Below are 23,893 nucleotides of genomic sequence, written 5' to 3'. Positions count from 1 at the left end.
TTTTGCGTTTAGCAATACCACCTTTTAACATCGTGAACACCAGCTTCGGAGGCTACCTTGAAAAATCGGATTCTCTATCTTGTATTATTTTTAGTCATGGCACTGCTGGTTGGATGCCAACAAAGTTCCAACAACCAAAGCGCCAGCCCCCAGCCACCAGCAGCAACCCCGACCCCGGCAGTGACGCCGCAGCAAACAACCGACAACATCAGTGGAGATGTAGTTGAGACGATGAACGCTCTTGGCTACACCTATGTCCTGGTCGACACCGGCAGTGACCAGGTCTGGGCAGCAACACCCCAATTTGCCGTCAGCGTTGGCGATCTGGTGGTTGTTCCCGATGGCATGGCGATGCACAACTACCACAGCCAGACCCTCGATAGAACCTTTGACGTGGTCTATTTTGTTGAGTCAATCCTCAACGCCAGCTCGGCAACAGCTTCAACTGAGACCCCCGCACCAGATCAGATGCCGGCCGGGCACCCACCCATCTCCGGCATGGGCGGAGCTGCTCCTGCACCGATTACCGTGACCGCCCTCGAAAAACTCGAAAACGGACACAACATTGAAGAAATTTACGCTGCTCGTGACAACCTGTCCGGTCAGGAGATCCAACTGCGTGGCAAAGTGGTGAAATTCAGCCCACAGATCATGGGCACCAACTGGATCCACCTGCAGGACGGCTCGGGCAATCCCGAAGCAGGCACCCACGATCTGACCCTGACCAGCAACACCCAACTCAAGGTGGGCGATGTCGTCATTGCCAGCGGCAAGCTCACTATTGACAAAGATTTCGGTCATGGCTACGCCTACGACCTGATCGTTGAAGACGCCGTCGTCAGCGTCGAGTAACCGACAAACTCATCACAATGCTGCAAATCCAGCCCTTCGCCGACTTCAGGCGGGGGGCTTTTTTGTGCCTGGAGCCTCAGAGCAGAAAAAACGGGGATTTCTTCCGACAAACTAATCGAGCTGGTTTTTCAATGCCTCAACCAGCTGCTGTGCCCGTGTTGCAGAAAAGCCGGGAACCTGTTGAATCTGATCCACTGTGGCCTTCCGTAAACGCTTAAGGCTGCCGAAATGCTTCAGCAGGGCCTTACGGCGCTCCGGGCCGATCCCGGGAATCTGGTCAAAAGTGGAGCGCAGCCCCTGCTTGCCACGCAGAGAACGGTGAAAGCTGATAGCGAAGCGATGAGCTTCATCACGCAGACGTTCGAGCAAGAAGGCAGCAGCAGAGCCATGACGAAAGGTCACCGGATTTTTTCGCCCGGGGACAAAAAACCGCTCTTCAGAGCGTTCTACCACCTTGCCTTTAACATTTGACAGAACCCGGCTCTTAGCTATCCCGACAGCACCGATCTGCCCTGTTAAGCCCATGCCTGATATCACGTCGACCAGAACACCAAGCTGCCCCTTGCCGCCATCGATCAGAATCATATCCGGCAGACAACCTTCTGCCACTCCACGCTCAAGCCGGCGCTGCAGCACCTCGCTCAATGAGGCATAATCATCAGCGCCGACCACCGTTTTGATCCGGTAGCGTCGATACTCCTGTTTCTGCGGTTCACCATCTACAAACACAACCATACTGCCGACCGCCAACTCTCCTTGCACATTGGAGATATCGAAGCACTCGATCCGGCGGGGAAAATGTGGAAGTTTTAAGCGCTCCTGCAGCTCAACCAGCAGGTTTTTGCGCGCTTGTTTACGCTGTCCACGCTGACGGTAAGACTCCTCGGCATTGCGCCTAGCAAGTTCGCTCAGACGCCGCTTTTCACCACGTTCAGGGGTCAGTAAGCGCACCTTTTTTCCACGTTTTTCACTCAACCACTCGGCCAGCAGTGAGAGGCTTTCAAGGGGGAAGGGAAGAATCAGCTGGTCAGGAACAATGACATCGCGGGCATAAAAATCGAGCAGAAATCCGTGTAACAACTCGGGCAGATCAAGCACCCACTCAAGCAGAAAGCTGCGGCGTCCAATCAGTTTGCCATTGCGCACAAACAACAGGGTGACTTCGACCTCACCGCCATCCTGATGCAGGCCGATCACGTCCTGATCACCGCCGCCATGCGCTGTTACTTTCTGTTTTTCAACACTTTGCTGAATCAGGCGAATCTGATCACGCACCAGCGCCGCTTGTTCATAATCCATGGCCCCAGCTGCGACCTCCATCCGTTGGCGCAAGGATGCGATCACTTCTGATTCTCTCCCTTCCAGGAGCTGGATGACCCCGTCCACCAGACGTCGGTAATCGGCGCTGCTGATGTTGCCGTGACACGGAGCGCTGCATTGACCGATCTGATAAAACAAGCAGGGACGCTGCCGCTGCCGGCAACGTTCTATCGGTGCATGACGCAAGGGGAAAATGCGGTAAATCTGTCTCAAGGTTGCGCGGATAGCTGCCGCCGATGAATAGGGGCCGAAATAGTGGGCACCGTCATTTTTCACCTGCCGGACAACCTCCATGATGGGAAACTCTTCGCGCAGGTCGATACGTACCGAGACGTAGGTTTTATCGTCACGCAGTTCAATGTTGTAGCGTGGCCGATGCTGCTTGATCAGCGTATTTTCCAGCAGCAGAGCCTCTTTTTCCGTATCGGTGACGATCACCTCAATGCCCTGGACCTTCTTCATCAGCAAGGGAATCTGCTGACGACCGTCCCCCTTTGCCGAGAAATAAGAACGCAGGCGTGAACGCAGACGCCGCGCTTTGCCGATATAGAGGATGGTCCCATCGCCGGCAAGCATCTGATAAACGCCGGGTGCCTGGGGATAATTTTTCAGGTCTGGGCTGAACATCGGTTTTCCTGGTTCCGGCAGCAAAAAAGAATATCCATATCAACGGCATACAAAAATAAACGACCGACCCTACAATTAATGATATCAGGTGTGTTATAGTTTGTCGTGGACAAAAATAAAACCTCGCGACAGCACAAACAGGAGCCAAGCATGACCCTCAACGACTATTTTTCGACTAGCCAGGGAGTCGGCATTTTATCAACCGCTGACGCTCAGGGCAATGTTACCAGCGCTATTTATGCCCGACCAACCGTACTGGCAGACGGCACATTGATATTTTTGATGCGGGAACGATTGTCATATAACAATATCTGCGCCAACCCTCATGCAGCCTACATGTTCATTGAATCGGGTGCCGGCTACCAGGGAACCCGATTATATCTGCAAAAAATTGACGAAATTAACGACCCGAACCTGGCGCAGCAGATGACTCGTAAAAGCTTGACACCAGGACAAGATCAGGAAAAAGGACCGAAACATCTGGTTCGTTTCAGGGTTGAAAAATCACTGACCCTGATCGGAGCACAGGAGCGCCGGTTTGCTAATCCTTAAGGGTTTTGTTGTGAAAAACTCACACGTCAATTGCCAAGTCCGCTACCCTGAGGGTATACTTGCGACGTCAAGAAAAACCAACCATCAAAGGAGACCGTTATGTCTGAAACTGTATGCCACTGCATGAATGTCGATCGTGACACCATCGTTAAAGCCATCAAGGAGCAAAACCTCACCAGCGTTGAAGAAGTACAGGAGGCCACCACCGCCGGCACCGGCTGTGGTGGCTGTGTTCCCGACTTAGAAGCCCTGCTGGCTGAGAACAAGTAACCCCCTGCTTTGTCACAATGCAAACGAAAGCCCCAGCCTTTTAGCACCACGCAAAAAAGTTGGGGCTTTTGTCTTTTCAATTCCCTGTGATACTCTCGCTACAACCTTCTTAAACCACCTGGATTCGAATTTTTCTGGAACTGGTACAGGCGGCTGATATATCATGCCGCTGCATCATGATTTCATTATTCATTTTTTCCTTATTGCAGTTCCATCATGCCCCGGGATGACCTATGAATCCAAATCCTTTCTGGCAGAATATTTTCCGCAATCAAGCAGGCAAACTGACCCTCGCTTATTTTTTAAGCCAGGTACCGATGTTCTCCAAACTCAGCCAGCGGGAACTTAAGTTCCTTGAGAAAATTGTTCACATTCGTAATTTTGAAGCAGATGAAATGATTTTCTCGGCAGGGGATATCGGTTCCGGGATGTACATTATCCGTTCCGGTCAAGTACAGATTTTCTCGGTTGACAACAACGGCAAGGAAGCTGAGCAGGCAATTCTTGAGCCGGGCGATTTTTTTGGCGAGGTCGCTCTGACCGGAACCCGTCCGCGCACGGCAAGTGCACGAGCGACAACCGCCTCATCGCTGGTAGGACTGTTCCGTTCCGACATTCTCGAGGCGACCATTAGCCATCCGGCACCAACCGCAAAAATCCTGTTTGGATTGAACCGGGTTCTCGCCGATCGCCTGCACCAGTGCAGCCAGCAGCTGGAGCTGCTGCAGACCAGGTTAACAGCTGCACAGGAACCGAACAATGAGTGATTCCACCGGCTTCAGACGGGCCCAGGTAGCGGTTATGTACCTGGTTCTGACCACGGCAATCGCCTCAGGGATTGCCATTTATTCATCTGCTACCACCTTTACCACCCTGCTACGAACGGCAACTGCCGGCTTGTTTCTGCCGATTCTTCTTGCCATGATCGTCGCCTTTATGCTTGAACCACTGGTAAGCCTGATTGAAAATCGCGGTATTCACCGAACCTTTGCCATCTTTATCATCTATCTGTTGTTTTCTGCAGCGGTGATCCTGCTAATGCTGATCATCGGCCCACCTAACTGGCGAGGCATGATGCAGGCGCTCAAAGCCGATGTGCCACGCTACATCAGTTTTGCCATTGTTTACCTGACCGGCTTGCTCGAACTGGCGCAACAGCACTTTCCATTTATCGCCCATTACAACCTGGGCAATCACTTGCGAAATTTTTCCCAGGAGCTGATCGGCGCCGTCCTGGTGCAGACCCCGCGCTCGGCCATGCGTATCGGCAGCCTGCTGATTCTGGTACCGCTGTTCTCCTTCTTTTTTCTGCGTGACAGCCGTCGCATCATGCGCGGGCTCATTTCCCTCACCCCCAATCGTTATTTTGAAATGGTGCTGGATATCTATGCCCACGTCAGCTGGCAACTGTCCCATTTTATTCGCGGCAGAATCATTGAAGCCATTATTGTCGGACTGGTAGTCTGGGCCGGGCTGGCGCTTACCGATATCCGCTACGCCCCGATTCTTGCCGTAGTCGCCGGGGTTACCAACCTGGTTCCCTACGTCGGCCCAATTTTTGGCATGCTGCCGGGGATTACTATTGCCCTGGTGGACCTGGGCGTTGGTCCTCAATTCTGGTGGATTTTATGTGTGTATATTCTCATCGCCCAGGTTATCGTCGACAATATGATTCTGATTCCGATCCTCATCTCCAAGGTATCCAATCTGCACCCATTGTGGGTGATTCTGGCGATCATTATGGGGGGCAAACTCTACGGAATCCTGGGGATGATTATCGGTGTCCCTATCGCCAGCATCATTAACATCATCATTCTCGAGATCCGTCAGTACCGGCGCACTTTCAATCCCTATCACCGCTACTTCTCCAGTCGTGGGAAAATGCTCTGATGATGATCGATAACCATCTGCTTGAAGCAGTCACCAGCCTGTGCCGAACGGTGGGAGACTATCAACTCCGTCAGTTCCGCCGTTTGGGTCCAGGCAGCGGCAACGAAAAAGATGCCCGCGAACTTGTTTCTGATGTCGACATCAATTCTGAAAACATGCTCAAAGAGGCGCTGGCTAAGCTGTTGCCCGAGGCCGGTTTTTATGGCGAAGAAACCGGGCAGGAGGGAAGCGCTGCGCTGCGCTGGATTATCGATCCCATCGACGGCACCACCAATTTTCTCAGTGGTCTCGATCAATTCTGCATCTCCGTCGCCCTTGAAGTTTCAGGGCGCAGCGACCTTGGTGTCATCTGGCGCCCAGCCTCCGCCGAGAGTTTCTGTGCTGTCCGTGGCCAGGGGTTCCAGCATTGCAGCAGGCCTTGCCGCCAAGCAAGCCGGCTAACTCTGAATCAGGCCCTTATCGGCACTGGATTCCCCTACCGTTCTGCCGATCTGGCCGCTCCTTTTTTTGCCTGTGCTCAGGATGTCCTCTACCGTTGCCGTGGCATTCGGCGTTTTGGTTCAGCCGCCCTCGACCTGGCTTACGTCGCTGCCGGATTCCTCCAGGGGTTTTGGGAGAGTGACCTGAAACCTTATGATGTAGCGGCCGCATTACTGTTCCTCACTGAAAGCGGCTGTGAGATAAGTAACGAACGGGGGCTCCCCTATTCCCCCTACCGTGACCGTATCCTGGTCTGCGGCTTTCCCGGCGTACATGCGGAGTTGCAACCGCTGATCGACCAGCATTATCGCGACCATCAAAGGGGTTAGGATGGTTTATCCGGACGCAGGATAAGATGCGCCGGGCAAGGTCAGAGAAAACAGTGATGCCGCAACCGTAATCAGGGCTGCGAGCAGAAAGACAGGAGAAAAACTTCCAAAATACTCTGCCAGCATGCCGGCAATAGCCGGACCACAGACCTGGCCACCGGCGAAAAAGAAAGTAATCAGCGAAAAACCACCGGCGGCTTTAGCCGCACCGAGATAATCGCCGACCGCTGCGGCCATGATGGCGGGAACCGACCAGGCCGTGACCCCGTAAAGAACCACCGACAACATCAGAGCCACAGCGCCTGCCCCCGACCCCGCGAGCAGATAGGCCGCCGATTGAATCATAAAAACCAGAAGTAACCCCAGGCGCCGACCAATGCGATCTGACAGGGCGCCGAACACGACCCCGGAAAAAAGACTGAAAAATCCCACCCACGACCAGAATCGCCCCGCCAGGGCTTCCGAGTAGCCATGTTCAGCAACCAGGCTGGTCACAAAAAAGGTGCCGTACACCATATATGTCAGGCCAAAGGCGGAATAAAGCAGTCCCAGCAGCAACAGAATCCGTCCGCTCCCTGCAGGGTAGCTGCTACTGAGATCGGTTGGGGTCAGCGCCGCCGTGAGCCCGACCGGTTGCAAGCCACATTCTTCCGGAGTATTACGCACCAGGATAAAGGCACTCAAGGCAAGGACCGCAACAATCAGCGCAAACAGCAGCCAACTTAAACGCCAGCCTTCAAAACCTTCCAGCCGATTCAAGCGTGGGACCACCCATCCGGAAAACATAATCCCCAGACCACTACCGACAGCCATCAATCCTGCGGCCCAGCCACGGCGCTCGCGGCGAAACCAGAAAGCGATTAGTACCACCCCGGAGATGTTCGCCAGGCCACTACCAAAACCGGTCAATAGGTAGAGCAGCAGCAGGCAAACAACGGTGCGGGCTCCAGACATGGCCGCCAGAGTCACGGCAATCAGAGCAAGGCCAATGCCAAGGGTCAACCGTGGACGGCAACGCGTCAGAAAGCCGGGAGTCACAGCAACGGCCAGCAGATAACCGACAAAGTTGGCCGTCCCCAGATAGCCCATCTGCTCATAGGACAGGCTCAATCCTTCCTGCATTCCCGGCAACAACATGGCAAAAGCAAAGCGCGCCAGACCGAAGCAGCAAAAAGTGGTGAGAATGCAGGCAACAGCAATCACCCAGCCGTAATGAAAAGGAAGTCTTCTCACGCCGCAAAAGCCCTACCCATTGGTCATGACAATCAATTGCCGCCCAACTCGCGCGAGCGTGCCGCCGACGCTGAGACCGCCTCCATCAGGGTGGTGCGGAGCCCGTTTTTTTCCAGGGTGCTGACCCCGGTAATGGCGGTACCTCCGGGAGAACAGACCTGATCACGCAATATTGCTGGATGCTCTTTGGTCTCGCGTACCATCAGCGCGGCCCCCACAACCGTCTGCACCGCCAGTGCATGAGCGACATCACGGCGCAGCCCTTCGCGCACACCACCATCTGCAAGAGCTTCAATCACCGTATAAATATAAGCGGGTCCGGATCCGGACAAGCCCGTCGCAGCGTCCATCTGGCGTTCATCGATCAACTGAACCATGCCCACACTTTCTAATAACTCGCGAACGATCTGTAGATCATCCTTGGTGGAATGGGTACCACGACATATTGCGCTGGCGGCCTCACCAACCAAAGCCGGGGTGTTCGGCATCACCCTGACAACCCGCGGCGATCCGGCAAACTTCCTCTCAATGCCCGCACAAGTGACGCCCGCCAGAATCGATACCATCAACTTGTTATCATCCCAGGCAGTTGCCATTTCAGACAGCACCTCATCAACAATTTGCGGTTTGATTGCCAGCACCACAATCTCGCACAATTCGACCAGTTCAGTATTGCTCTGGGCCAGCGACACTCCGAAAGCGTCGTGCAAATGATCACGACGGCTTTCAATCGGCTCCGAAACAACCAGCTTGGCAGCGGAGAAGTTACTCGCCAGCAGCCCTTTAATCAGGGCTTCGGCCATATTACCACCACCGATAAATCCTATTTTTTTTTCGTCAGTCATCGTTGTTACCCTTTCCCGGTCCGGATTTGTTGACAAAACTTTCCCTTACGTGTTTTTCTTGATTTTTTCCTGAAAATCATCATGTTTGACAGCTAAGCAAAATGCGCCGAAGGCATGGGCAGCCAGTGTTGAACAATGTAATGTCCTCAAGGTACGTCAAAGCAGTGAGGTGACGCTAGCAGTGCCGCAGCTGGCGAGTTTCTGCGAAACCATCTACTTTGAAAGCTACCTTTGTTTATCATAGTGACTGGAAAAATACAGCTAGGGAAACCAGCCGCTTGAAGGAAAAAAAACGAAGCGCGCAGATCAGTAATAATCAGATGGGAGAAAAGAATGACACCGGAAGAACTTGCACAATTCAACGGTCAGAACGGTACCCCTGCCTATGTTGCCGTCAGTGGTGTAATTTATGACGTCAGCAGCAGCAAGCGATGGGACAACGGAAATCATGAGGGGGTCCACCAGGCCGGCCGGGATTTAACCGAAGATCTGAAAACCGCCCCCCATGTCCGTTCGGTCATCGAACGCTTTCCCGTGGTCGGAAGACTGACAGCCGCAACAGCGAAACAACCCGGCAAAACAGTGCCGTTGGTTCCAATCTTTGTTGCTGCTGTTATTCTAGCCGCACTGGTGTTTATCATCCTGCGCTGACAGACTTTTGGGATGGTGAGGCGATCGGCTCTACTCAGTGCCGTTCTCGGTGGAAGAGACCGGCAATTGTTGCCGGCAGCTTAAAGAAGACATCGGTTTTGGCGAGAACGGCCTTGATGTTCGTTGCCCCAATCTCCTCATTCGCCATGGACAACAGATAACCCGAGCAGAGAACAATCGGCAACTGTGGTGCCAGCTGAAACAGCTGCTGCGCTAACTCGGTACCAGTCATTCCCGGCATCGACTCGTCGGTCACAACCAGATCAACCTGTTGCCCATGCTGAGCAAACACTTCAAGCGCGTCACGAGCGCTGGAGGCACAAACAACGTCGTAACCTTCTTCAACCAGCAGATCTTCTCCCAAGGCCCGCAACGCCGATTCATCATCAACAAACAGCACCTTAATGGGGGGGATTGGGGTATCCATCTACTACCTTGTTTCTCGACGAGGAAATAGTAAAGCTAAACACATTAAAAATATTGATTAATATGTTCTTAATTTTACCATAAATAAATCCATTTTCAACAAAAATTATCTTTACTAATCGTAAAAAACGATTTTCTCCGTTTATCCCTTGCCAACCAGGAGAAAAATTAATAGAATTAAATTCTTGATATACCAGATTGCAACACAGGAGGCATGATCTATGGCAAGAGTAGTTGAAAATCCCGATCTGGCCTTTCGCCTGGCCAGAGCGATTGTTTCCGACATCGCCCTGTATAATCAGGACAAGGTGGCCGAAGGGATCAAAGGTGACAATATCTTTGAACTGATGGATGCCGAACTGGAAGAGGGGCGCGAACATTTCTACTCGCGCGTCTCGGCTGATCTTGCTAATCGTGATCATCTCTATGAGCGCGCCATTGTTGATGTCATGATCAAACAGGCCGGAAAAATCGAAAGCCAGATCTGGTAAATGACCCTGTCCCGGCGGCTGTTGTTCCCCTATGACGCTCCTGCGCAGCGCCTTGATGCGTTTCTCGCCGAAGCCCTGCCCGATATCAGCCGGGCACAACTTAAAAAACTTATTGACAACCGACAGGTTACCTGCGACGGCACGGCAACTAAAGCCAGCGTCAAACTTAAAGGTGGCGAAGCCATTGAGGTTCTGCTACCACCACCAGAGCCCAGCACAGCTCTGGCTGAAGATATTCCCCTGCATATCCTCTACGAAGATCAGGACCTGATTGTTATCAACAAACCAGCCGGCATGGTGGTCCATCCTGCCGCGGGCAACTCTTGCGGCACCCTGGTTAACGCCCTGCTTCATCATTGCGCTGATCTCGCCGGCATTGGCGGCACCCTGCGCCCCGGCATCGTCCACCGTATCGACAAGGATACCTCCGGTGTCCTGGTCGTTACCAAAAATGATCAGGCCCATCAGCATCTGGCGGAACAATTCCACCAGCACAGCATCAAACGCGAGTATCTCGCCCTGATCCACGGCCACCTGTCAACCCGCAAGGGGACCATCGATCAGCCGCTGGGACGCCATCCGGTTCAGCGGAAAAAATTCAGCACCAAAGCCAGAAACAGCAAGCGGGCAGTTACTCACTGGCGCGTTATTGACAATTTCTCAAACGTAAAGCTCAGCCTGATCCGCCTGCAACTGGAAACTGGTCGCACCCACCAGATTCGTGTTCATTTAAGCGAATCGGGCCACCCCCTGGTAGGCGATCCGCTTTATGGTCGGCGTTCGGAGCTTAACAACTTCAAGGATCATCACCTGCGCACCTTGATCCGCCAGCTACCCGGACAGGCCCTGCACGCCCACACCCTCGGGTTTATTCACCCACGTACCGACGAATATCTCGAATTTAGCAGTGACATCCCAGCGCCGCTGCGTCATATTATCGCCTACCTGCAACCGGGTGTGTCAAACCACGATACAGCCGGCAACGGCCACCCGACCTGATCGGTACTACCATCATCTTGCCATGGAGTTGTTGTCATGAAACTGGTCCGCACCGGGAAAATATCCTATCTGCAGCCCGCCGCGCTAGCTACCGGGTTGACTGCCGGGTTCAGTACCCGTAACGGCGGGGTCAGTCGCCCCCCCTACCATTCCCTGAACCTTGGTACCAATACCGAAGATATTAAAGCTCACGTCGAAGGAAACCGCTCAACCTTTGTCCGTGCGTTCGATCTTCCTTTACATCAACTGCTGACGGTAAAGCAGGTTCATGGCAATGATCTGTTGCTGATCGACGAACCCAATCTCGACTTGAGCCATTTCGTCCAGGTCGAGGTTGATGCGATAGTGACTAATCAACCCGGCATCATGATCGGCATTCTTACGGCGGACTGCTACCCGTTACTGCTGTGGAACAAGCAACACACGGCTATCGCTGCTATCCACATCGGCTGGCGCGGCGCGGCCGGCGGCCTGATTTCCAAGACCATCAAGGCGATGACGACCCACTTTGACTGCACACCACAGGATCTGATAGCAGCAATTGGCCCCGGCATCGGTGCCGACAGCTATGAAGTTGATCGCCCTGTGCGTGATGCTTTTCGCCAGGGGAGTGGTTTCTGGAACGAGATTACCCGTGAAACCAGCCTGGGGCACTGGCACCTCAACCTCACCCGCAGTTGCCGCCTGCAACTGGAACAGGCCGGTCTGAAACCTGATGATATCGAAGAATCAGGTCACTGCACCGTGACCCAGGCAGAAATGTTTTTCTCGTACCGGCGCGATCATGGGAATACCGGTCGCCAGGTTGGCTTTATCATGCTGAATAAATGAATTAACCAGCTGACCAGCACAAAGGCCCAACGCCAGTGGATTTCTTTTTAGATATTGATGAGCAGCAACTTCGCCGGGAACGCGAAAAAGCCCGGGAACTTCGCAAGCAGGGGTGGTGGAGGAACCGCGTCGCTACCGGCATCTGTCACTATTGCGGCCGGCAATTTTCTCCGAAAGAGCTCACCCTCGACCATATTGTCCCCATAACCCGCGGCGGCCGCAGCACCAAGGGCAACTGCGTTCCAGCGTGCAAAGATTGCAACAACCGGAAGAAGGACCTGCTGCCGCTTGAGTGGAAAGAATACCTGGAAAGGTTAAAAGATTCATAGGGCTATTATGACAAACAGGCGGGCGGGGAAAAGGGCATCAACCTGAGCGCCCCTGATCCTTGATGTTCAGATTCATCGTATTTTATGAACCATGCCGATCCTACCTTCTAAAATCAGCGCTCCGCGCACCGATAACTCAGCGTCCAGTCATTCCCACCCCGGCGATGCGGTGACCGCAATCGGGGCAGCTGTTGTCCCTGGCTATCCGGTTGTGCCGAAGGTCATACCCCCGACGCTGGATCAGGGCAGCACCGCAACCCGGACAGAGGGTGTCGCCATCGACCCCCAGATTACCGACATAGATATAGTTCAGTCCGGCCGCTCGTCCGATCTCCACAGCCTGGTTAATCGTGGCGGGCGGGGTTGGCGGGAGGTGCTCCAGTTTGTATTGGGGATAGAAACGGCTGACATGCCAGGGGGTATCAGCACCCAGATCGGTGACGATAAATTCGGCCAGTTCTTTAAGTTCCTGCGGATCATCGTTGATTCCCGGAATGATCAGGGTGGTGACTTCAAGCCAGATACCAAGGGCACGCAGTCGTTTGAGGCTGTCGAGCACTGGCTGTAAGCGGGCCCCCGCATATTTGCGGTAGGTCGGTTCACGAAAGGATTTGAGATCAATATTGGCAGCATCAAGGTACGGATGAACCAGATCAAGCATCTCTGCCGTCATATAGCCGTTACTGACATAGACATTGGCCATCCCAGCATCATGGGCCAAACGCGCAGTGTCGAAGCTGTACTCGAAAAAGATGGTCGGTTCGGTATAGGTGTAGGCGATGGAACGGCTGTGGCTCTGCTCAGCGGCGACGACAATCTGCTGCGGCGCCATGGCATCGCCGACAGGAAATTTCAGGTCACGGGGCACCTGTGAGATCCCGGCATTCTGGCACCAGTGACAGTGCATGTTGCAGCCGGGGGTCGCGATGGAAAAGGAGCGACTGCCGGGATAAAAATGATACAGGGGTTTCTTCTCGATAGGATCAACATGGCGGGCGATGGTATGCCCGTAAACCAGGGAATAGAGAATGCCATCGCGATTTTCGCGTACCCCGCAACGTCCTCGGTCACCAGACTTGATCACGCAGCAGTGAGCACACAAACGGCAGGCAACCTGGCTGTCTGGGCGTTTTTCGTAGAGCCGGGCCTCTATCATCAAATCAACCGTTCTGGAGCCAGGCAAACAGGATCACCATCACCATGATGAGCATCCCGGTCACCCAGGCCAGCAGGTTGGCAAACAGAAGTCTCATCCAGTTGCTCCTTATGAACGCATTATACCATATCAAACAGTTCCGAATGGATTCGCGCCAGCGAAACTCCACCCTGATGCAGCAGTTTTTCCGTCAACTCGATCATTTTCACCGGCCCGCAAATAAGGTAAGACTGTTCGGGATCTGTCAGCGGCAGTCGCCGTTGGAGCAGATCGGCAGTGATCAACCCTGACTCACCTGACCAGTCGCAGGGAGGGTCCTTCAGCAGCCAGACAATTTCCAGATTCAGCCGCTGCTCCAGCGCCTGCAGCTCCTCCCGAAAAGTCAGACGCTCCCAGGTGTTGTAGGCGTATAACAAAGTGAGCGGCCGCTGTTCCTGACGATCAGCAAAGGTTCGCAGCACTGACATCATCGGTGCGATACCGATCCCACCGGCAATCAGGACAAAACCACCGGCCGTCATCCGGTCGGGGCTGAAAGCGCCGTACGGACCATCAATATAGGCGATCTGACCGACCTTTACGTGCTTGATGCTGCTGCTGAAATCACCCAGTTCTTTAATCGTGAAGGTCAGGGCCGGAACCTTTTCGGCGCTGCCGGCAAAGGAAAAGGGATGCTCCTTGAGGGCAAAGGGGGAACATCCCAGGGTCAGCCAGGCAAATTGTCCCGGCGCGAAGCGCAACCCTCTGTGACCATCCGGTTCAACAGTCAGGCTCCAACTGTCCGCCTGCTCCTCTTTCACCTTAACCACCCGGTAGGGATGGCGCAACTGCTGCAGCGGCTTATATAAACGCACATACACCAGCAGCAGCAACCACGAGAGGGAAAAGGTGCCCCACAATTGTTTACGCCACGGGGTATCGACATAATGGCCGACACCCAGCACGTGCCAGATCGCCAGGCCCAGCGCCAGCACCGCCAGCAGCGCATGGAGAACCCGCCACAGGTCATAATCGAGGCCAAGTTGCTTGCGCCAGATCGATGTCACTACCAGCGCCAGCAGCGCCAGGGTGGAGACAACCGCACCCCACAGATGGGCGGGTGCCACCCCCGGCTTGAAAAGGTCAATGAGTTGCGGCTTGAGGATCAGCAGAATGATCGGGTGGGCGATAATAAAAAGAACGGCGACGAGCGCTACCTGACGATGAAAATAATAGATAATATCGATACCAAAGGGCGCTGAAGCACGGCGAAAGCGGGCCGTTTGCAGAAACAGCATCCCCATCATGGCGGTGCCGGCAAACCCCAACCCCAACGATATATCCCACCAGAAGCCGCTACCGGGGGGCACCGGTTCGATCAGCAGAATCGCCAACGGGGTCAGTATCAGCAACAGATAGACCCCGATCCAGAACGCGCCTTTTGCCACGTAGCCCATCAGCTCTTCCTTTGACAGCGGGGCAGAACCCACCAACTACTGCTTTGCCGCCTGTTTTATTGCTTGCTGAGAGTATCCTTTGCTTCTTCGAGGGTAACCGGCAATCGGATCATATGGCGATAGAGCTTGAGGTATTCCTGGGCCGCTGGCGTCCAGCTGAAATCCTGCGTCATGCCACGCTTGACCAGTTTGGTCCAGGTTGCGGGCTGGTGATAATAGCGCAAGGCCCGATCAATAGTAGCCAGCAACAGCCAGGGGTCAAAATGATCAAAGACAAACCCGTTGCCGGCGGCGGGATACTCGTCAATATCCACAACTGTGTCCGCCAGCCCGCCGGTACGACGCACCAGAGGAAGAGCGCCGTATTTCAGGGCAATCATCTGGGTCAGACCGCAGGGTTCATATAAACTCGGCACCAGCAGCAGATCCGCCGCCGCATACAGACGCCGCGACAGGCCCTCGTTAAAGGTCAGATTGATAGAGACCTGGCCGGGGTTTAAACCCTGGCGTTCCCGCCAGAAACGCATATTCTCAGGGGTGCCTGAGCCAAGCAGGGCAAACTGTAAAGGGCGCTCGAGCAGTTGCGGCCAGATGGTCTCGATCAGGCTGATTCCCTTCTGACGATCGAGACGACTGATCACCACCACCAGCGGCACATCGGCGCGTACCTCCAGCCCCAATTCCTGCTGCAACAGGGTTTTGCACTTCTGCTTGTTCTTCAGCTGGCGTGGGCCGTAATTATGCGGAAGGGCCGCATCCTGAGCGGGATTCCAGACCCGTTCGTCAAGGCCATTAAGGATGCCGTGGAGATGCGCGCTGCGCTCGCGCAGCAGACCATCAAGGCCGTACCCCTGCTCTACCGTCTGGATTTCACGACAGTAGGTCGGCGACACCGTGTTGACCAGATCGGAAAAGACGATCCCTCCTTTGAGCAGCGACAGATTACCGTAATATTCCAGCGCCGTCGGGCTGGTCAGATCCCCCGGCAGTTCAAGTTGCCGCAGCAGGGCGAAGGGGAAGGTGCCGTGGTAGCCCAGGTTGTGAACCGTCAGCAGGGTCCTGGTCCTAGCAAAGAACGGATCGCCGGTATAGCTGGTTTTCAGCAACACCGGCACCAGGCCGGTCTGCCAGTCATGCAGATGGATAATATCCGGAGGGAAATCAAGGGTTCTGGCAAGTTCCAGCAAGGCCCGGCAGAAAAACCCGAAGCGCATGCCGTTATCAGGATAATCACCATCCGGGCCGGAGTAAAGGCCATCACGCTGATACAGATCCGGGGTATCGATGAACCAATAGGGAACGCCATCGTAAACCGCCTGTTTGAGGCTGGCGCGACGCGGCGCCCCGTCCATGACAATCTCAACACTCTGCGGCGCCTTGCGGGGGATCACCGGCGCCTTGTCGATCTGCGGGTAGGCGGGGATGACCACCTGGACATCGTGGCCGAGCAGGCGCAGGGCACGCGGCAGGGAACCGGCGACATCTGCCAGCCCCCCCGATTTGGCAAACGGGGCCGCCTCGGAAGCAACAAAGAGGATCTTCAGGCCTTCGGCTTGTGCCGGCAGCGGCTCCATCAATGATGGCCGCGGATCCAGTTGCGCCAATAACTGATCAACGCGATAGCCGACCTTCAGCGCCTGACGCTGCACTCCGGCAACAGCACGCAGCAGCTCGATCGTGCGATCGATCATGACCATCGGTTCCGCAGCGATCAGATCTCGCTCACGAAACAGCTGGTAGCTGAGCAGGACCAGGCAGAAACGCTCCAGATCCTGATGAACACACCAGTCGCTGTAATCGTAGTAGTGACAACCGAGTAGTGGCCGTAATGGATAGCGGTTGCAGATCCGGTCAAACAGCCCGAACCAGCCTTCATCCGTATCGGCCCGGTCGAGATACCAGGCCAGTTCGCCATAACCTTCCTGCTGCCGCGGCAGATCGGGATAACGTCCTCGGGTCATGACTTCGAGGACATAGTCCAGTGGCATAGCGGCGAGGGGCCGGGCTGTGTAAATTGATGCCAGTTCGGCAAGCAACTGACGGATCTGGCGGCGCGCCCGCTGGGGCCGGGGCAGTTTCAGGAGCTCGCTTAGCAGCGGCCAGCTGTCCTGGAGCAAGAGTCCGTCATGCTCAAGCCACAGGTGACTTACGCCGCGATCACCGTATTGCTGCCAGAGGCGTTGCCAGCGTCCATCCTCGTCCTGGTGTGCGGTAAAGGCGGCAATCACCCGAGCACTGTAGGGCGCGAGGGTAAAGTCTCCTCCCCGGCGCAAGGAAGCAGCCGGTTGCAGATACTGGAGGTTGTCCGTCAGATCGCTCATCACAACGAATTTCTGGTTGCAGTCGATGGCGCAGGCACTAACCAGATCCCGGCCGGCACGCCCGGCCATGGTGACCGGAGCACCGATGCGACCGGCAATGCTCTTGTCCGAGTTATTACAGATCACCAGCACCCGGCGCTCTTCAAGCTGATTACTGTAAACAAAGACATCCTCTTCGACCCCGTAAACCGATTCAAAATCGTACATCTGAAACGCTTCCGCGCCACTGAACAGGGCACGATGTCGCAGCAGTGGGAAAATACGAACCCGATGGCGTTCAAGTAACGGTCTGTCGACCGGTTCGTCCCAACGCGGTGCCAGGTATTCCATCCCGTATTTCTCACGCAGACCTTCGATCTGACCATGACCGAACATCGGCAGACCGGGCATAGTGGCGAGCATGGTGGCAACACAGAAATATTTATCCCCATCACCGAACTGCTCAATAGCCGGTTCTTCATCGGGGTTGCTCATGAAATTGACAAACCGCTGGAGAATGGCCGGATCGAACACCAGGATATTCTTGATGGTCTGACGGTACTTGGCATTTTCTTCCTGCATCAGCATATTCATGAAAGCACTGTTGTAAACCCGGTGCATCCCCAGGGTACGGACAAAATACCCTTCCATCAGCCAAAAGGCTTCGGCCACCAGCAGGGTGTCGGGGGCTTCGAGCTGCACCCGGTCGACCAGCTCACGCCAGAATTCGACCGGGAAATAGCGGTTGAATTCCTGCTGGCTCAGGGCATGGTCGCTGCGTGAGGGTACTCCCCCGACGGCACCCGGCAACGGGTACCAGAGGCGCTGAAAATGGCGCTTGGCCAGGGTCATGGCGGCGTCAAAACGGATAATGCGAAAACGCCTGGCAACGCGGATGATGAGTTGAATCATCGCTTCACGCATATCCGGCAGCAGGTAATTGAGCTGTACCGTATCATTCCACGGCAGATGGGTACCGTCGTTGCCGTGGTAGATGTAGCGCACTGCGCCGCTCTGACGCTGCTGGTAGCGGCACACGACCGCCGCTTCAGAATTGTCGTAATAACCATCTTCGATCTGAATACTGTAATCCGGGCTGCTGCTCAAATCAGGGCCGGTGAAACGATAACCGGGATAGGGAGGATAGGATAACTGAACAAACCAGTCCGGATGCTCGCGCAGCCATGCCGACTCAATCCCGGTGTGGTTGGTGACCACGTCACAAGCCAGATCGAGACCACGCTGCAGGCAGCGATTGCGCAACTGTTCAAACGCCGGCTCGCCACCGAGTTTGTCATCGATGACGTAATCATCAATCGCATAGGCTGAAGCGGCGACATCCTGTTGACCACAGAGGTTCTTGACCTTCAGGGAAGCCTGGGAACGCTTCCAGATACCGATCAGCCAGAGGCTGGTAAAACCGTATTCAACCAGCGCATCGAGTTCCTCGTCGGGAATCCGGTCAAGGGTATAAATCGGCCGTTGATAGCGCCGCGACAGCTGCTCGAGCCAGACGTAGGTGGATTTTGCGAGCAACACTGCGCGCGGCATCCACGCCAGGTCGGTGGTAAAACTTGCATATTCATGATCCTTATAGGCGGCCGGATCAAGCGGCGTGAGATCCGGTGGCCCGGGAAGTCCCGGCTTGTGTCCTTCTACCTCAAACTGCTGGATCGCCATACTGATCCGCGTCAGCAGTTCCGGTGGCAACAGATCAGCCCAGACATCGCGCAGCAACTGCACCTGGGTGTAAAGATCCTTCCCCTTGCGCAGCGGCTCAAGTAACCGTGCCAGCAGAGTCTGCGGCTGAGCGGCGTAGCCATCATCAAGAACCGGCAGGGCCTCATCAAGCAGGGTCAGCTGCTTGTCGTAGGCGCTGATACGACGCAGCTGCTGCTCCTCTTCGGCAAACAGGGAACGGGCGCCGGTCAGGGCCGGGTTGTGGCTCTGAACATAAAGCAGCACCAACTCAAGCAACAGGTCAATCCATTCACCACGATCACCAAGTTGTTCTACATAGGTAGCTGGATCAACCGGCTCCAATTGCAGGGGTAACGCCGGAAAAAAATCGAGAAAGGAGGAAAAGCTGGTCATCAGTCCCGGCATAGGCAAGCGCCTGTCGCCAATCTCCATGGCATTTTTGGTCAAGCGACAACCGCGGCGGCGCAAAAAATCCGTTGCCACCTCACGCAGGATCCGATTCAGGGTCGCCAGCAGCTCCAGTTCAGCGGCAGTGATGCCCTGTGCAGACTGAGCGCGCAGGGCATCAGCGAGGAGGTGACGCATAAAGGTGCGCCCCGGACGCTGGTCGTGGCGAAAGTAGCTGGTCAGGTTGGTTGCGTCCCAGACCTTACGGCTGCAGTGAAGATCGAGGGGATAGTGGCGCTGTGAAAAAGGCTGTGCAGACATCATCTATAGTCCCGGCTCGGCACTGCGCAAGAACTCGGCGGCTTCTTCCGGCGGCGTCGGATTAATATGAAAACCGGAGCCCCATTCAAACCCGGTCAACCGTGTCAGCTTGGGAGCCAGCTCGATATGCCAGTGATAATCAACCGGAAGAGATTCCCAGTAATCCGGCCGCCCCATGCGTGGATGGGGTGGCGGTGAACTGTGCAGAATCATGGAATAGGCCGGATCGCGCAACGCGGTCCGCAAGCGCTGCAGGATATCACGCAAGGTACGCGCCAGCAAGCGCAGCTGCTGATCACTCTGCTGGGTAAAATCATGATGATGAGCAAGCGGCGCAATCATCAACTCAAAAGGAAAACGCGCAGCAAAGGGAGTATAAACCAGAAAATTGCCGTCATCGCGGACGATCCGTGATTTATGCTGCTGTTCCTGATGGATCAGGTCACAGATCAAACAACGTTCCTTCCGCTGAAAGTGCCGTCGGCAGTATTTCAACTCGTTAAAAATGAGCGGTGGCACCAAAGGCACAGCCATCAGTTGGGAGTGAGAATGAGTAATAGACGAAGAGGTGCCGACGCCATGGTTTTTGAAAATAAAAATATAGCGAAAGCGACTATCCTTGCGCAGATCAAGCATCCGCGCGCGATAAACCTTAAGGACTTCAGTAATCGCGGACTCACTCAAATCGGCAAGAGATTTGCCGTGATCCGGGGTTTCGACAATCAGTTCGTGCGCGCCGATACCGTTCATCCGGTCATAGAGCCCTTCCGCCCGATTCTCCAGCTCCCCTTCAATATGCAGAGCCGGAAACTTGTTGGGGATAACCCGCACCTGCCAACCCGGCTCATTGGGTGCACTCCCATGTGGACGACAGGCCATAATCTCCGGTGGTGTCCGCCCCTCGTTGCCGCTGCACAATGGACAGTTAGTATCCTTAAGTTGCAGCCGCTGATAATCAAAACTGCCCGATTCGCAATCTTCCTGCCGCTTCTGGAGGAATTCCTGCGGGCGGCGACTATGTCTCAGGGTCATAATCACCCAGCTATTTTTTAATGGATCCCAACGCAGTTCAGACAAGGCATCTATCCTTTCAGTCGGTTAAACCGACCAGTTTTCTTCATCAAGGGCACTGCCGCGATAGCACAAAACCGCGTCCCCTTCCGTTGGCCAGCGGCCATTTTCACGTTGTTGACGTACAACACGACAACTGATGCGAATACTCTTGCCCTGCTCCAGTTGCAGCAATTCGACCGGCACCGCCAACTCAAGAATTTTGTCGCATGCGCCGCGACCGCCGGGAACCTGTTTGCCGTCAACCAGAACCTTGACCCGGTTATCACTAAAACTGAAACAGACATGAAACAGACCACTGCCGTTCAGGCGCAATTCAAAGTAACCATCTTTACCGCACAGGCGCCTGAGCAGATCGGGCTGATCGATACGAAAATAAAGATGTTCATTATCATAGCCATAGTAAAGATGCTCCAGGCCTTCGCGCCCACTGTACATGGCGCCCCCAACAGCGAGATCGATACAGCCGGTGGCCAGCCACTCGAAATAATCACCGATGCGGCCATCAATGGTCGGGGTAAAGCAGGCCGATGGTTCATAGCCCCCAGTGATAGTACTCACTCTGGGTTTAATGCGCTGTTGCAGGGATACCGGCACCGGCAACCCTTTAAGATGGTACATCCCCTCCAGATGCAAACGAAACAAGCGATCAAAAATGTCAGCCTGCAAACTCGAATGCTCATCGCCGAACCACCAGAACCAGTCACTGCCTTCAGCACGCAACAATTCCTGCACCAAATCACTCGGGGGTTCCTGCGGGTTAGCTAGTGCCTCGGTCACCTCGGTAGTAATGCAATCGCGGCGAGCCTGATAAAGCAGCTGCCAGGCAATATTATCTTCAGGGTGACCAATCCAGGTGGTGAAGTCTGAACGGATCCAGGATCCGGCGGCCAGCCGCGTCAGTGGTTCCGGTGTGCTCTGCTCCAGCGCTTCAGCGATGGTTGCCATGACAAACTGGTCGTCGTTGTGAAGCATCTGATAAAGATCGCGTAAAAACGGGTAGCCGTTGTCCGCGTAACGCTCCCAGCAGTTTTCACCATCGAGGATGATGGCCACCGTCCCCCCGGGCGCGAGGCGGGCAATCAGCCGCAGGCGCTGTTGGATATCAGCCACCGCTTCGGCTGCCTTCCAGGTAGCATAAAGAAAACCGACACGGTCGGACAGCTCTCGATCGCGAAAGATCAGGGGCAGCCCTTCATACTCATAAAACCGATACAGCCGACTGCGATCACGTAGTCCGCCATCAAGGCTGCGCGCCAGGATGTCTTCATCGGTCGCGGCCCACAAGGCCCCCTCTTCCTGCATCAGCAGCGCCGCTTCGTGGCTCACACCACCTTCTGCCGGCCACATCCCACGACGGCGTTTGCCGAAAAACCTCTCCCCGATACGCAACCCTTCACGCACCTGCAGCCGCCCATCATCCGGATGGCGAAAGTCGGCGGCCGGCAACGGCAGACCTGGCGACGGTTCCCAGGCACTTTGCAGATTACAGAGCAGGGGCAGAATCGGATGAGCGTAGGGGGTTACGGTAATCTCGATCAGTCCGGCCGCTTCCAGTTCCCGGTGGAAATCGATAATGCGCGCGATCTCCTCATGACACACCAGCAGTAACTGCTGCTTCTGCTCCTCATGATAGAGACCACCGCGTTCAAGTAACGCGCTGACCAGGGATGAGCGCCGGCGCAGATGATACCCGGTCCAGGCAAGCAAAAAACAGACCTGCAGATCGAGGATATCCTGAGGGCTGAAGCTCTCGGCCCGTGGCTCAAGAGCTCCCCGTTGCAGATAGAGTTGATGGTAGCGGCGGTTGGGCAGAATCTGGGTCTCAATATTAACGGAGAAGAACTGTTCGACGATGAATTGCCGCTCTACCGCTGTCAATTGATCTGCGGGTCGACGGATCAGTTCGAGCCAGCGATCCTGATCTTTGCCCTCGGCATAGCGTTCAAGCTGCTCCAGCAGCGAGGGAACCAGATTAACCGTCACTCTGGCCCTGGCTTCGGCCACGGTTTCGAGCATTTCACCATAATCTTTTAAACCATGCAGCCAGGTCCAGGGAAGCAGGGTCTGGCCACCGACTGGATCACGGTAGTCAGGTTGATGCATATGCCAGAGAATACAGACTTTCAATTGTGCAGGAGAGTCAGTAGAAACGTCAGGGGAAGCCATGTCAGTCCTTTTACAACCAGAGGTCGGCGCATGAAGCGGTGAAGAGATTCTCCGCACGCAACGAAGAATCAGTCCATTAAAGCCACGACATGTTGTCAGATAACAATCAGGCACCCTTGGTGCTAAAATCCAATCAAGGTTACCGGTGCACAGTGTAACAATTTTTCACCCGGGATGTCACTTAATCCCCGCATATTTATTCTGCCTTTATTCTACCATTAACGCCTTGCCCTGACCTGACGAGGCTGGCATAGTTACGCCATGCGCAAAGAAAAAATGCTCCTCTACTCAACCTACCTTAAACATCGCTTCGGTGGCCGGGTTCACAAGATTTCTGTAGATGCCGGGTTTGGTTGCCCCAACCGCGTCAACGGGCGCGACAGTCACGGATGCATCTTTTGTGACAGCTCCGGTTCGGCGGCGGTGGGCATTTCCCGTCAGACAGACATTGCCCGGCAACTCGAGCAGGCCAAAGAGTTGATGCAACGCAAGTACCGGGCCAAATGGTTTATTGCCTACTTCCAGCCTTACTCCAACACCTTTGCCCCGCTCGCACACCTGCGACAGTGTTACGATCAGGCCCTGAATGTCAGCAAAGTGCTCGGGCTGGCAGTCGGAACGCGTCCCGACTGCGTTGACGATGGGGTGCTCGATCTGCTGGCAGAATATCATCGGCGCACCTATTTCTGGCTTGAACTGGGGTTACAAAGCTGCCATGACCGTACCCTCGGCTACCTTGGTCGTGGTCATGATTATGCCTGCTTCCTTGATGCCTATCAGCGTGCCAAAACCCGCGGTCTGCGAGTCTGCGTCCATCTGATTATCGGTCTGCCCGGTGAAAGCCGTGATGATATCCTGCATACGGCGCGGGAAATGGCCAGGCTCGGTGTTGACGGCATCAAGCTCCACCTGCTCCACGTTTTACGTGGCACACCCTTAGGCGACAGTTATCTTGCCGAAGAAATCAGCACTCTGACAATGGAGGACTATGTCGAACTGGTTGTCGATGTGATTGAGTGCCTGCCACCTCGAACCCTGATTCAACGCTTGACCGGCGATGGCCCACGCGAGCTGCTGCTGGCGCCTTTGTGGTCACTCAATAAATGGGAGGTACTCAATGCGATTGGGGCGGAGCTGGAACGGCGGGGAACCCGCCAGGGGAGTCATTTCCCAGGTGCAACACTGCATACCTGCGATTTGTAAAAAACAAAGACGCAGCCCCTCGCC

21 protein-coding genes are annotated in these 23,893 nt (G+C 54.9%); 12 read left to right on the top strand and 9 right to left on the bottom strand.

Annotated elements, in window-relative coordinates; genetic code table 11:
* Positions 1-57 precede the first annotated feature (57 nt).
* Entirely contained in the window at positions 58-852 is a 795-nt protein-coding gene (locus AC1931_RS08985; RefSeq protein ID WP_483876913.1) for a DNA-binding protein, read from the top strand.
* Positions 853-963: 111 nt separating this feature from the next.
* On the opposite strand, the gene uvrC is transcribed toward AC1931_RS08985, so the two are convergent.
* Positions 964-2,799, bottom strand: a complete 1,836-nt coding sequence (gene uvrC / locus AC1931_RS08980) for an excinuclease ABC subunit UvrC (protein WP_483876912.1) — start codon at positions 2,797-2,799, stop codon at positions 964-966.
* A gap of 150 nt (positions 2,800-2,949) precedes the next feature.
* Here uvrC and AC1931_RS08975 point away from each other — a divergent pair, with 150 nt between their 5' ends.
* The 5 genes from AC1931_RS08975 to AC1931_RS08955 all read left to right on the top strand — a co-directional run bounded on the left by AC1931_RS08975 (position 2,950) and on the right by AC1931_RS08955 (position 6,320).
* Positions 2,950-3,351, top strand: coding sequence for a hypothetical protein (locus tag AC1931_RS08975; protein ID WP_483876911.1), 402 nt, complete (start codon positions 2,950-2,952; stop codon positions 3,349-3,351).
* 99 nt (positions 3,352-3,450) lie between these two features.
* Positions 3,451-3,621 carry a (2Fe-2S)-binding protein gene (locus tag AC1931_RS08970; RefSeq protein WP_483876910.1) on the top strand — a complete coding sequence of 57 codons (171 nt, stop codon included), beginning with the start codon at positions 3,451-3,453 and terminating at the stop codon, positions 3,619-3,621.
* Between the two features lie 233 nt (positions 3,622-3,854).
* Positions 3,855-4,388, top strand: a complete 534-nt coding sequence (locus AC1931_RS08965; protein ID WP_483876909.1) for a Crp/Fnr family transcriptional regulator — start codon at positions 3,855-3,857, stop codon at positions 4,386-4,388.
* A complete protein-coding gene (locus AC1931_RS08960; RefSeq protein ID WP_483876908.1) occupies positions 4,381-5,511 on the top strand; it encodes an AI-2E family transporter in 1,131 nt (376 codons plus the stop codon). The genes AC1931_RS08965 and AC1931_RS08960 overlap by 8 nt, the downstream gene beginning before the upstream one ends.
* On the top strand, positions 5,511-6,320 hold the full coding sequence (locus AC1931_RS08955) for an inositol monophosphatase family protein (protein ID WP_483876907.1): 810 nt from the start codon (positions 5,511-5,513) through the stop codon (positions 6,318-6,320). The genes AC1931_RS08960 and AC1931_RS08955 overlap by 1 nt, the downstream gene beginning before the upstream one ends.
* A gap of 6 nt (positions 6,321-6,326) precedes the next feature.
* On the opposite strand, the gene AC1931_RS08950 is transcribed toward AC1931_RS08955, so the two are convergent.
* Both AC1931_RS08950 and proC read right to left on the bottom strand, forming a co-directional pair.
* Positions 6,327-7,553, bottom strand: coding sequence for a YbfB/YjiJ family MFS transporter (locus AC1931_RS08950; RefSeq protein ID WP_483876906.1), 1,227 nt, complete (start codon positions 7,551-7,553; stop codon positions 6,327-6,329).
* 32 nt (positions 7,554-7,585) lie between these two features.
* Complete coding sequence (gene proC, locus AC1931_RS08945) at positions 7,586-8,398, bottom strand: pyrroline-5-carboxylate reductase (protein WP_483876905.1); 813 nt, start codon at positions 8,396-8,398, stop codon at positions 7,586-7,588.
* Between the two features lie 333 nt (positions 8,399-8,731).
* On the opposite strand from proC, the gene AC1931_RS08940 reads away from it, so the two are divergent.
* Complete coding sequence (locus AC1931_RS08940; RefSeq protein ID WP_483876904.1) at positions 8,732-9,049, top strand: cytochrome b5 domain-containing protein; 318 nt, start codon at positions 8,732-8,734, stop codon at positions 9,047-9,049.
* Between the two features lie 34 nt (positions 9,050-9,083).
* Here the strand turns inward: AC1931_RS08940 and AC1931_RS08935 are convergent, their stop codons facing one another.
* On the bottom strand, positions 9,084-9,476 hold the full coding sequence (locus tag AC1931_RS08935; RefSeq protein WP_483876903.1) for a response regulator: 393 nt from the start codon (positions 9,474-9,476) through the stop codon (positions 9,084-9,086).
* Positions 9,477-9,696: 220 nt separating this feature from the next.
* On the opposite strand from AC1931_RS08935, the gene AC1931_RS08930 reads away from it, so the two are divergent.
* From AC1931_RS08930 to AC1931_RS08915, 4 genes are read left to right on the top strand one after another with little or no spacing between them, the layout of a single operon-like run.
* Positions 9,697-9,966, top strand: coding sequence for a hypothetical protein (locus AC1931_RS08930; protein WP_483876902.1), 270 nt, complete (start codon positions 9,697-9,699; stop codon positions 9,964-9,966).
* Positions 9,967-10,965 (top strand): RluA family pseudouridine synthase, encoded by a 999-nt coding sequence (locus AC1931_RS08925; protein ID WP_483876901.1) that lies wholly within the window; start codon positions 9,967-9,969, stop codon positions 10,963-10,965. It abuts the gene before it with no gap.
* Between the two features lie 36 nt (positions 10,966-11,001).
* Positions 11,002-11,796 (top strand): peptidoglycan editing factor PgeF, encoded by a 795-nt coding sequence (gene pgeF, locus AC1931_RS08920; RefSeq protein ID WP_483876900.1) that lies wholly within the window; start codon positions 11,002-11,004, stop codon positions 11,794-11,796.
* Positions 11,797-11,831: 35 nt separating this feature from the next.
* Positions 11,832-12,125: an HNH endonuclease gene (locus tag AC1931_RS08915; protein WP_483876899.1), complete on the top strand. Its 294-nt coding sequence runs from the start codon at positions 11,832-11,834 to the stop codon at positions 12,123-12,125.
* 136 nt (positions 12,126-12,261) lie between these two features.
* On the opposite strand, the gene amrS is transcribed toward AC1931_RS08915, so the two are convergent.
* The 5 genes from amrS to AC1931_RS08890 all read right to left on the bottom strand — a co-directional run bounded on the left by amrS (position 12,262) and on the right by AC1931_RS08890 (position 22,666).
* Positions 12,262-13,281 (bottom strand): AmmeMemoRadiSam system radical SAM enzyme, encoded by a 1,020-nt coding sequence (amrS, locus tag AC1931_RS08910; RefSeq protein ID WP_483876898.1) that lies wholly within the window; start codon positions 13,279-13,281, stop codon positions 12,262-12,264.
* Positions 13,282-13,400: 119 nt separating this feature from the next.
* Positions 13,401-14,750 (bottom strand): ferredoxin reductase family protein, encoded by a 1,350-nt coding sequence (locus tag AC1931_RS08905; protein WP_483876897.1) that lies wholly within the window; start codon positions 14,748-14,750, stop codon positions 13,401-13,403.
* 23 nt (positions 14,751-14,773) lie between these two features.
* Positions 14,774-19,429, bottom strand: coding sequence for a glycogen synthase GlgA (gene glgA / locus AC1931_RS08900; protein WP_483876896.1), 4,656 nt, complete (start codon positions 19,427-19,429; stop codon positions 14,774-14,776).
* Positions 19,430-20,503: a galactose-1-phosphate uridylyltransferase gene (gene galT, locus AC1931_RS08895; protein WP_483876895.1), complete on the bottom strand. Its 1,074-nt coding sequence runs from the start codon at positions 20,501-20,503 to the stop codon at positions 19,430-19,432.
* Positions 20,504-20,524: 21 nt separating this feature from the next.
* Entirely contained in the window at positions 20,525-22,666 is a 2,142-nt protein-coding gene (locus AC1931_RS08890; RefSeq protein WP_483876894.1) for a glycoside hydrolase family 57 protein, read from the bottom strand.
* A gap of 261 nt (positions 22,667-22,927) precedes the next feature.
* Here AC1931_RS08890 and mnmL point away from each other — a divergent pair, with 261 nt between their 5' ends.
* On the top strand, positions 22,928-23,869 hold the full coding sequence (gene mnmL, locus AC1931_RS08885; RefSeq protein WP_483876893.1) for a tRNA modification radical SAM protein MnmL/YtqA: 942 nt from the start codon (positions 22,928-22,930) through the stop codon (positions 23,867-23,869).
* Positions 23,870-23,893: the final 24 nt, after the last annotated feature.

Source organism: Pelovirga sp. C15f (assembly GCF_057178085.1).
The sequence above is the reverse complement of the archived record's forward strand: the minus strand, read 5'-3'. Positions and strand labels throughout refer to the sequence as shown.

Bases quoted from the DNA above. Each gene is read 5' to 3' on its own strand.
- uvrC (WP_483876912.1), bottom strand. From the start codon at position 2,799: ATGTTCAGCCCAGACCTGAAAAATTATCCCCAGGCACCCGGCGTTTAT.
- AC1931_RS08975 (WP_483876911.1), top strand. From the start codon at position 2,950: ATGACCCTCAACGACTATTTTTCGACTAGCCAGGGAGTCGGCATTTTA.
- AC1931_RS08970 (WP_483876910.1), top strand. From the start codon at position 3,451: ATGTCTGAAACTGTATGCCACTGCATGAATGTCGATCGTGACACCATC.
- AC1931_RS08965 (WP_483876909.1), top strand. From the start codon at position 3,855: ATGAATCCAAATCCTTTCTGGCAGAATATTTTCCGCAATCAAGCAGGC.
- AC1931_RS08960 (WP_483876908.1), top strand. From the start codon at position 4,381: ATGAGTGATTCCACCGGCTTCAGACGGGCCCAGGTAGCGGTTATGTAC.
- AC1931_RS08955 (WP_483876907.1), top strand. From the start codon at position 5,511: ATGATGATCGATAACCATCTGCTTGAAGCAGTCACCAGCCTGTGCCGA.
- proC (WP_483876905.1), bottom strand. From the start codon at position 8,398: ATGACTGACGAAAAAAAAATAGGATTTATCGGTGGTGGTAATATGGCC.
- AC1931_RS08940 (WP_483876904.1), top strand. From the start codon at position 8,732: ATGACACCGGAAGAACTTGCACAATTCAACGGTCAGAACGGTACCCCT.
- AC1931_RS08935 (WP_483876903.1), bottom strand. From the start codon at position 9,476: ATGGATACCCCAATCCCCCCCATTAAGGTGCTGTTTGTTGATGATGAA.
- AC1931_RS08930 (WP_483876902.1), top strand. From the start codon at position 9,697: ATGGCAAGAGTAGTTGAAAATCCCGATCTGGCCTTTCGCCTGGCCAGA.
- AC1931_RS08925 (WP_483876901.1), top strand. From the start codon at position 9,967: ATGACCCTGTCCCGGCGGCTGTTGTTCCCCTATGACGCTCCTGCGCAG.
- pgeF (WP_483876900.1), top strand. From the start codon at position 11,002: ATGAAACTGGTCCGCACCGGGAAAATATCCTATCTGCAGCCCGCCGCG.
- amrS (WP_483876898.1), bottom strand. From the start codon at position 13,281: ATGATAGAGGCCCGGCTCTACGAAAAACGCCCAGACAGCCAGGTTGCC.
- glgA (WP_483876896.1), bottom strand. From the start codon at position 19,429: ATGATGTCTGCACAGCCTTTTTCACAGCGCCACTATCCCCTCGATCTT.
- AC1931_RS08890 (WP_483876894.1), bottom strand. From the start codon at position 22,666: ATGGCTTCCCCTGACGTTTCTACTGACTCTCCTGCACAATTGAAAGTC.
- mnmL (WP_483876893.1), top strand. From the start codon at position 22,928: ATGCGCAAAGAAAAAATGCTCCTCTACTCAACCTACCTTAAACATCGC.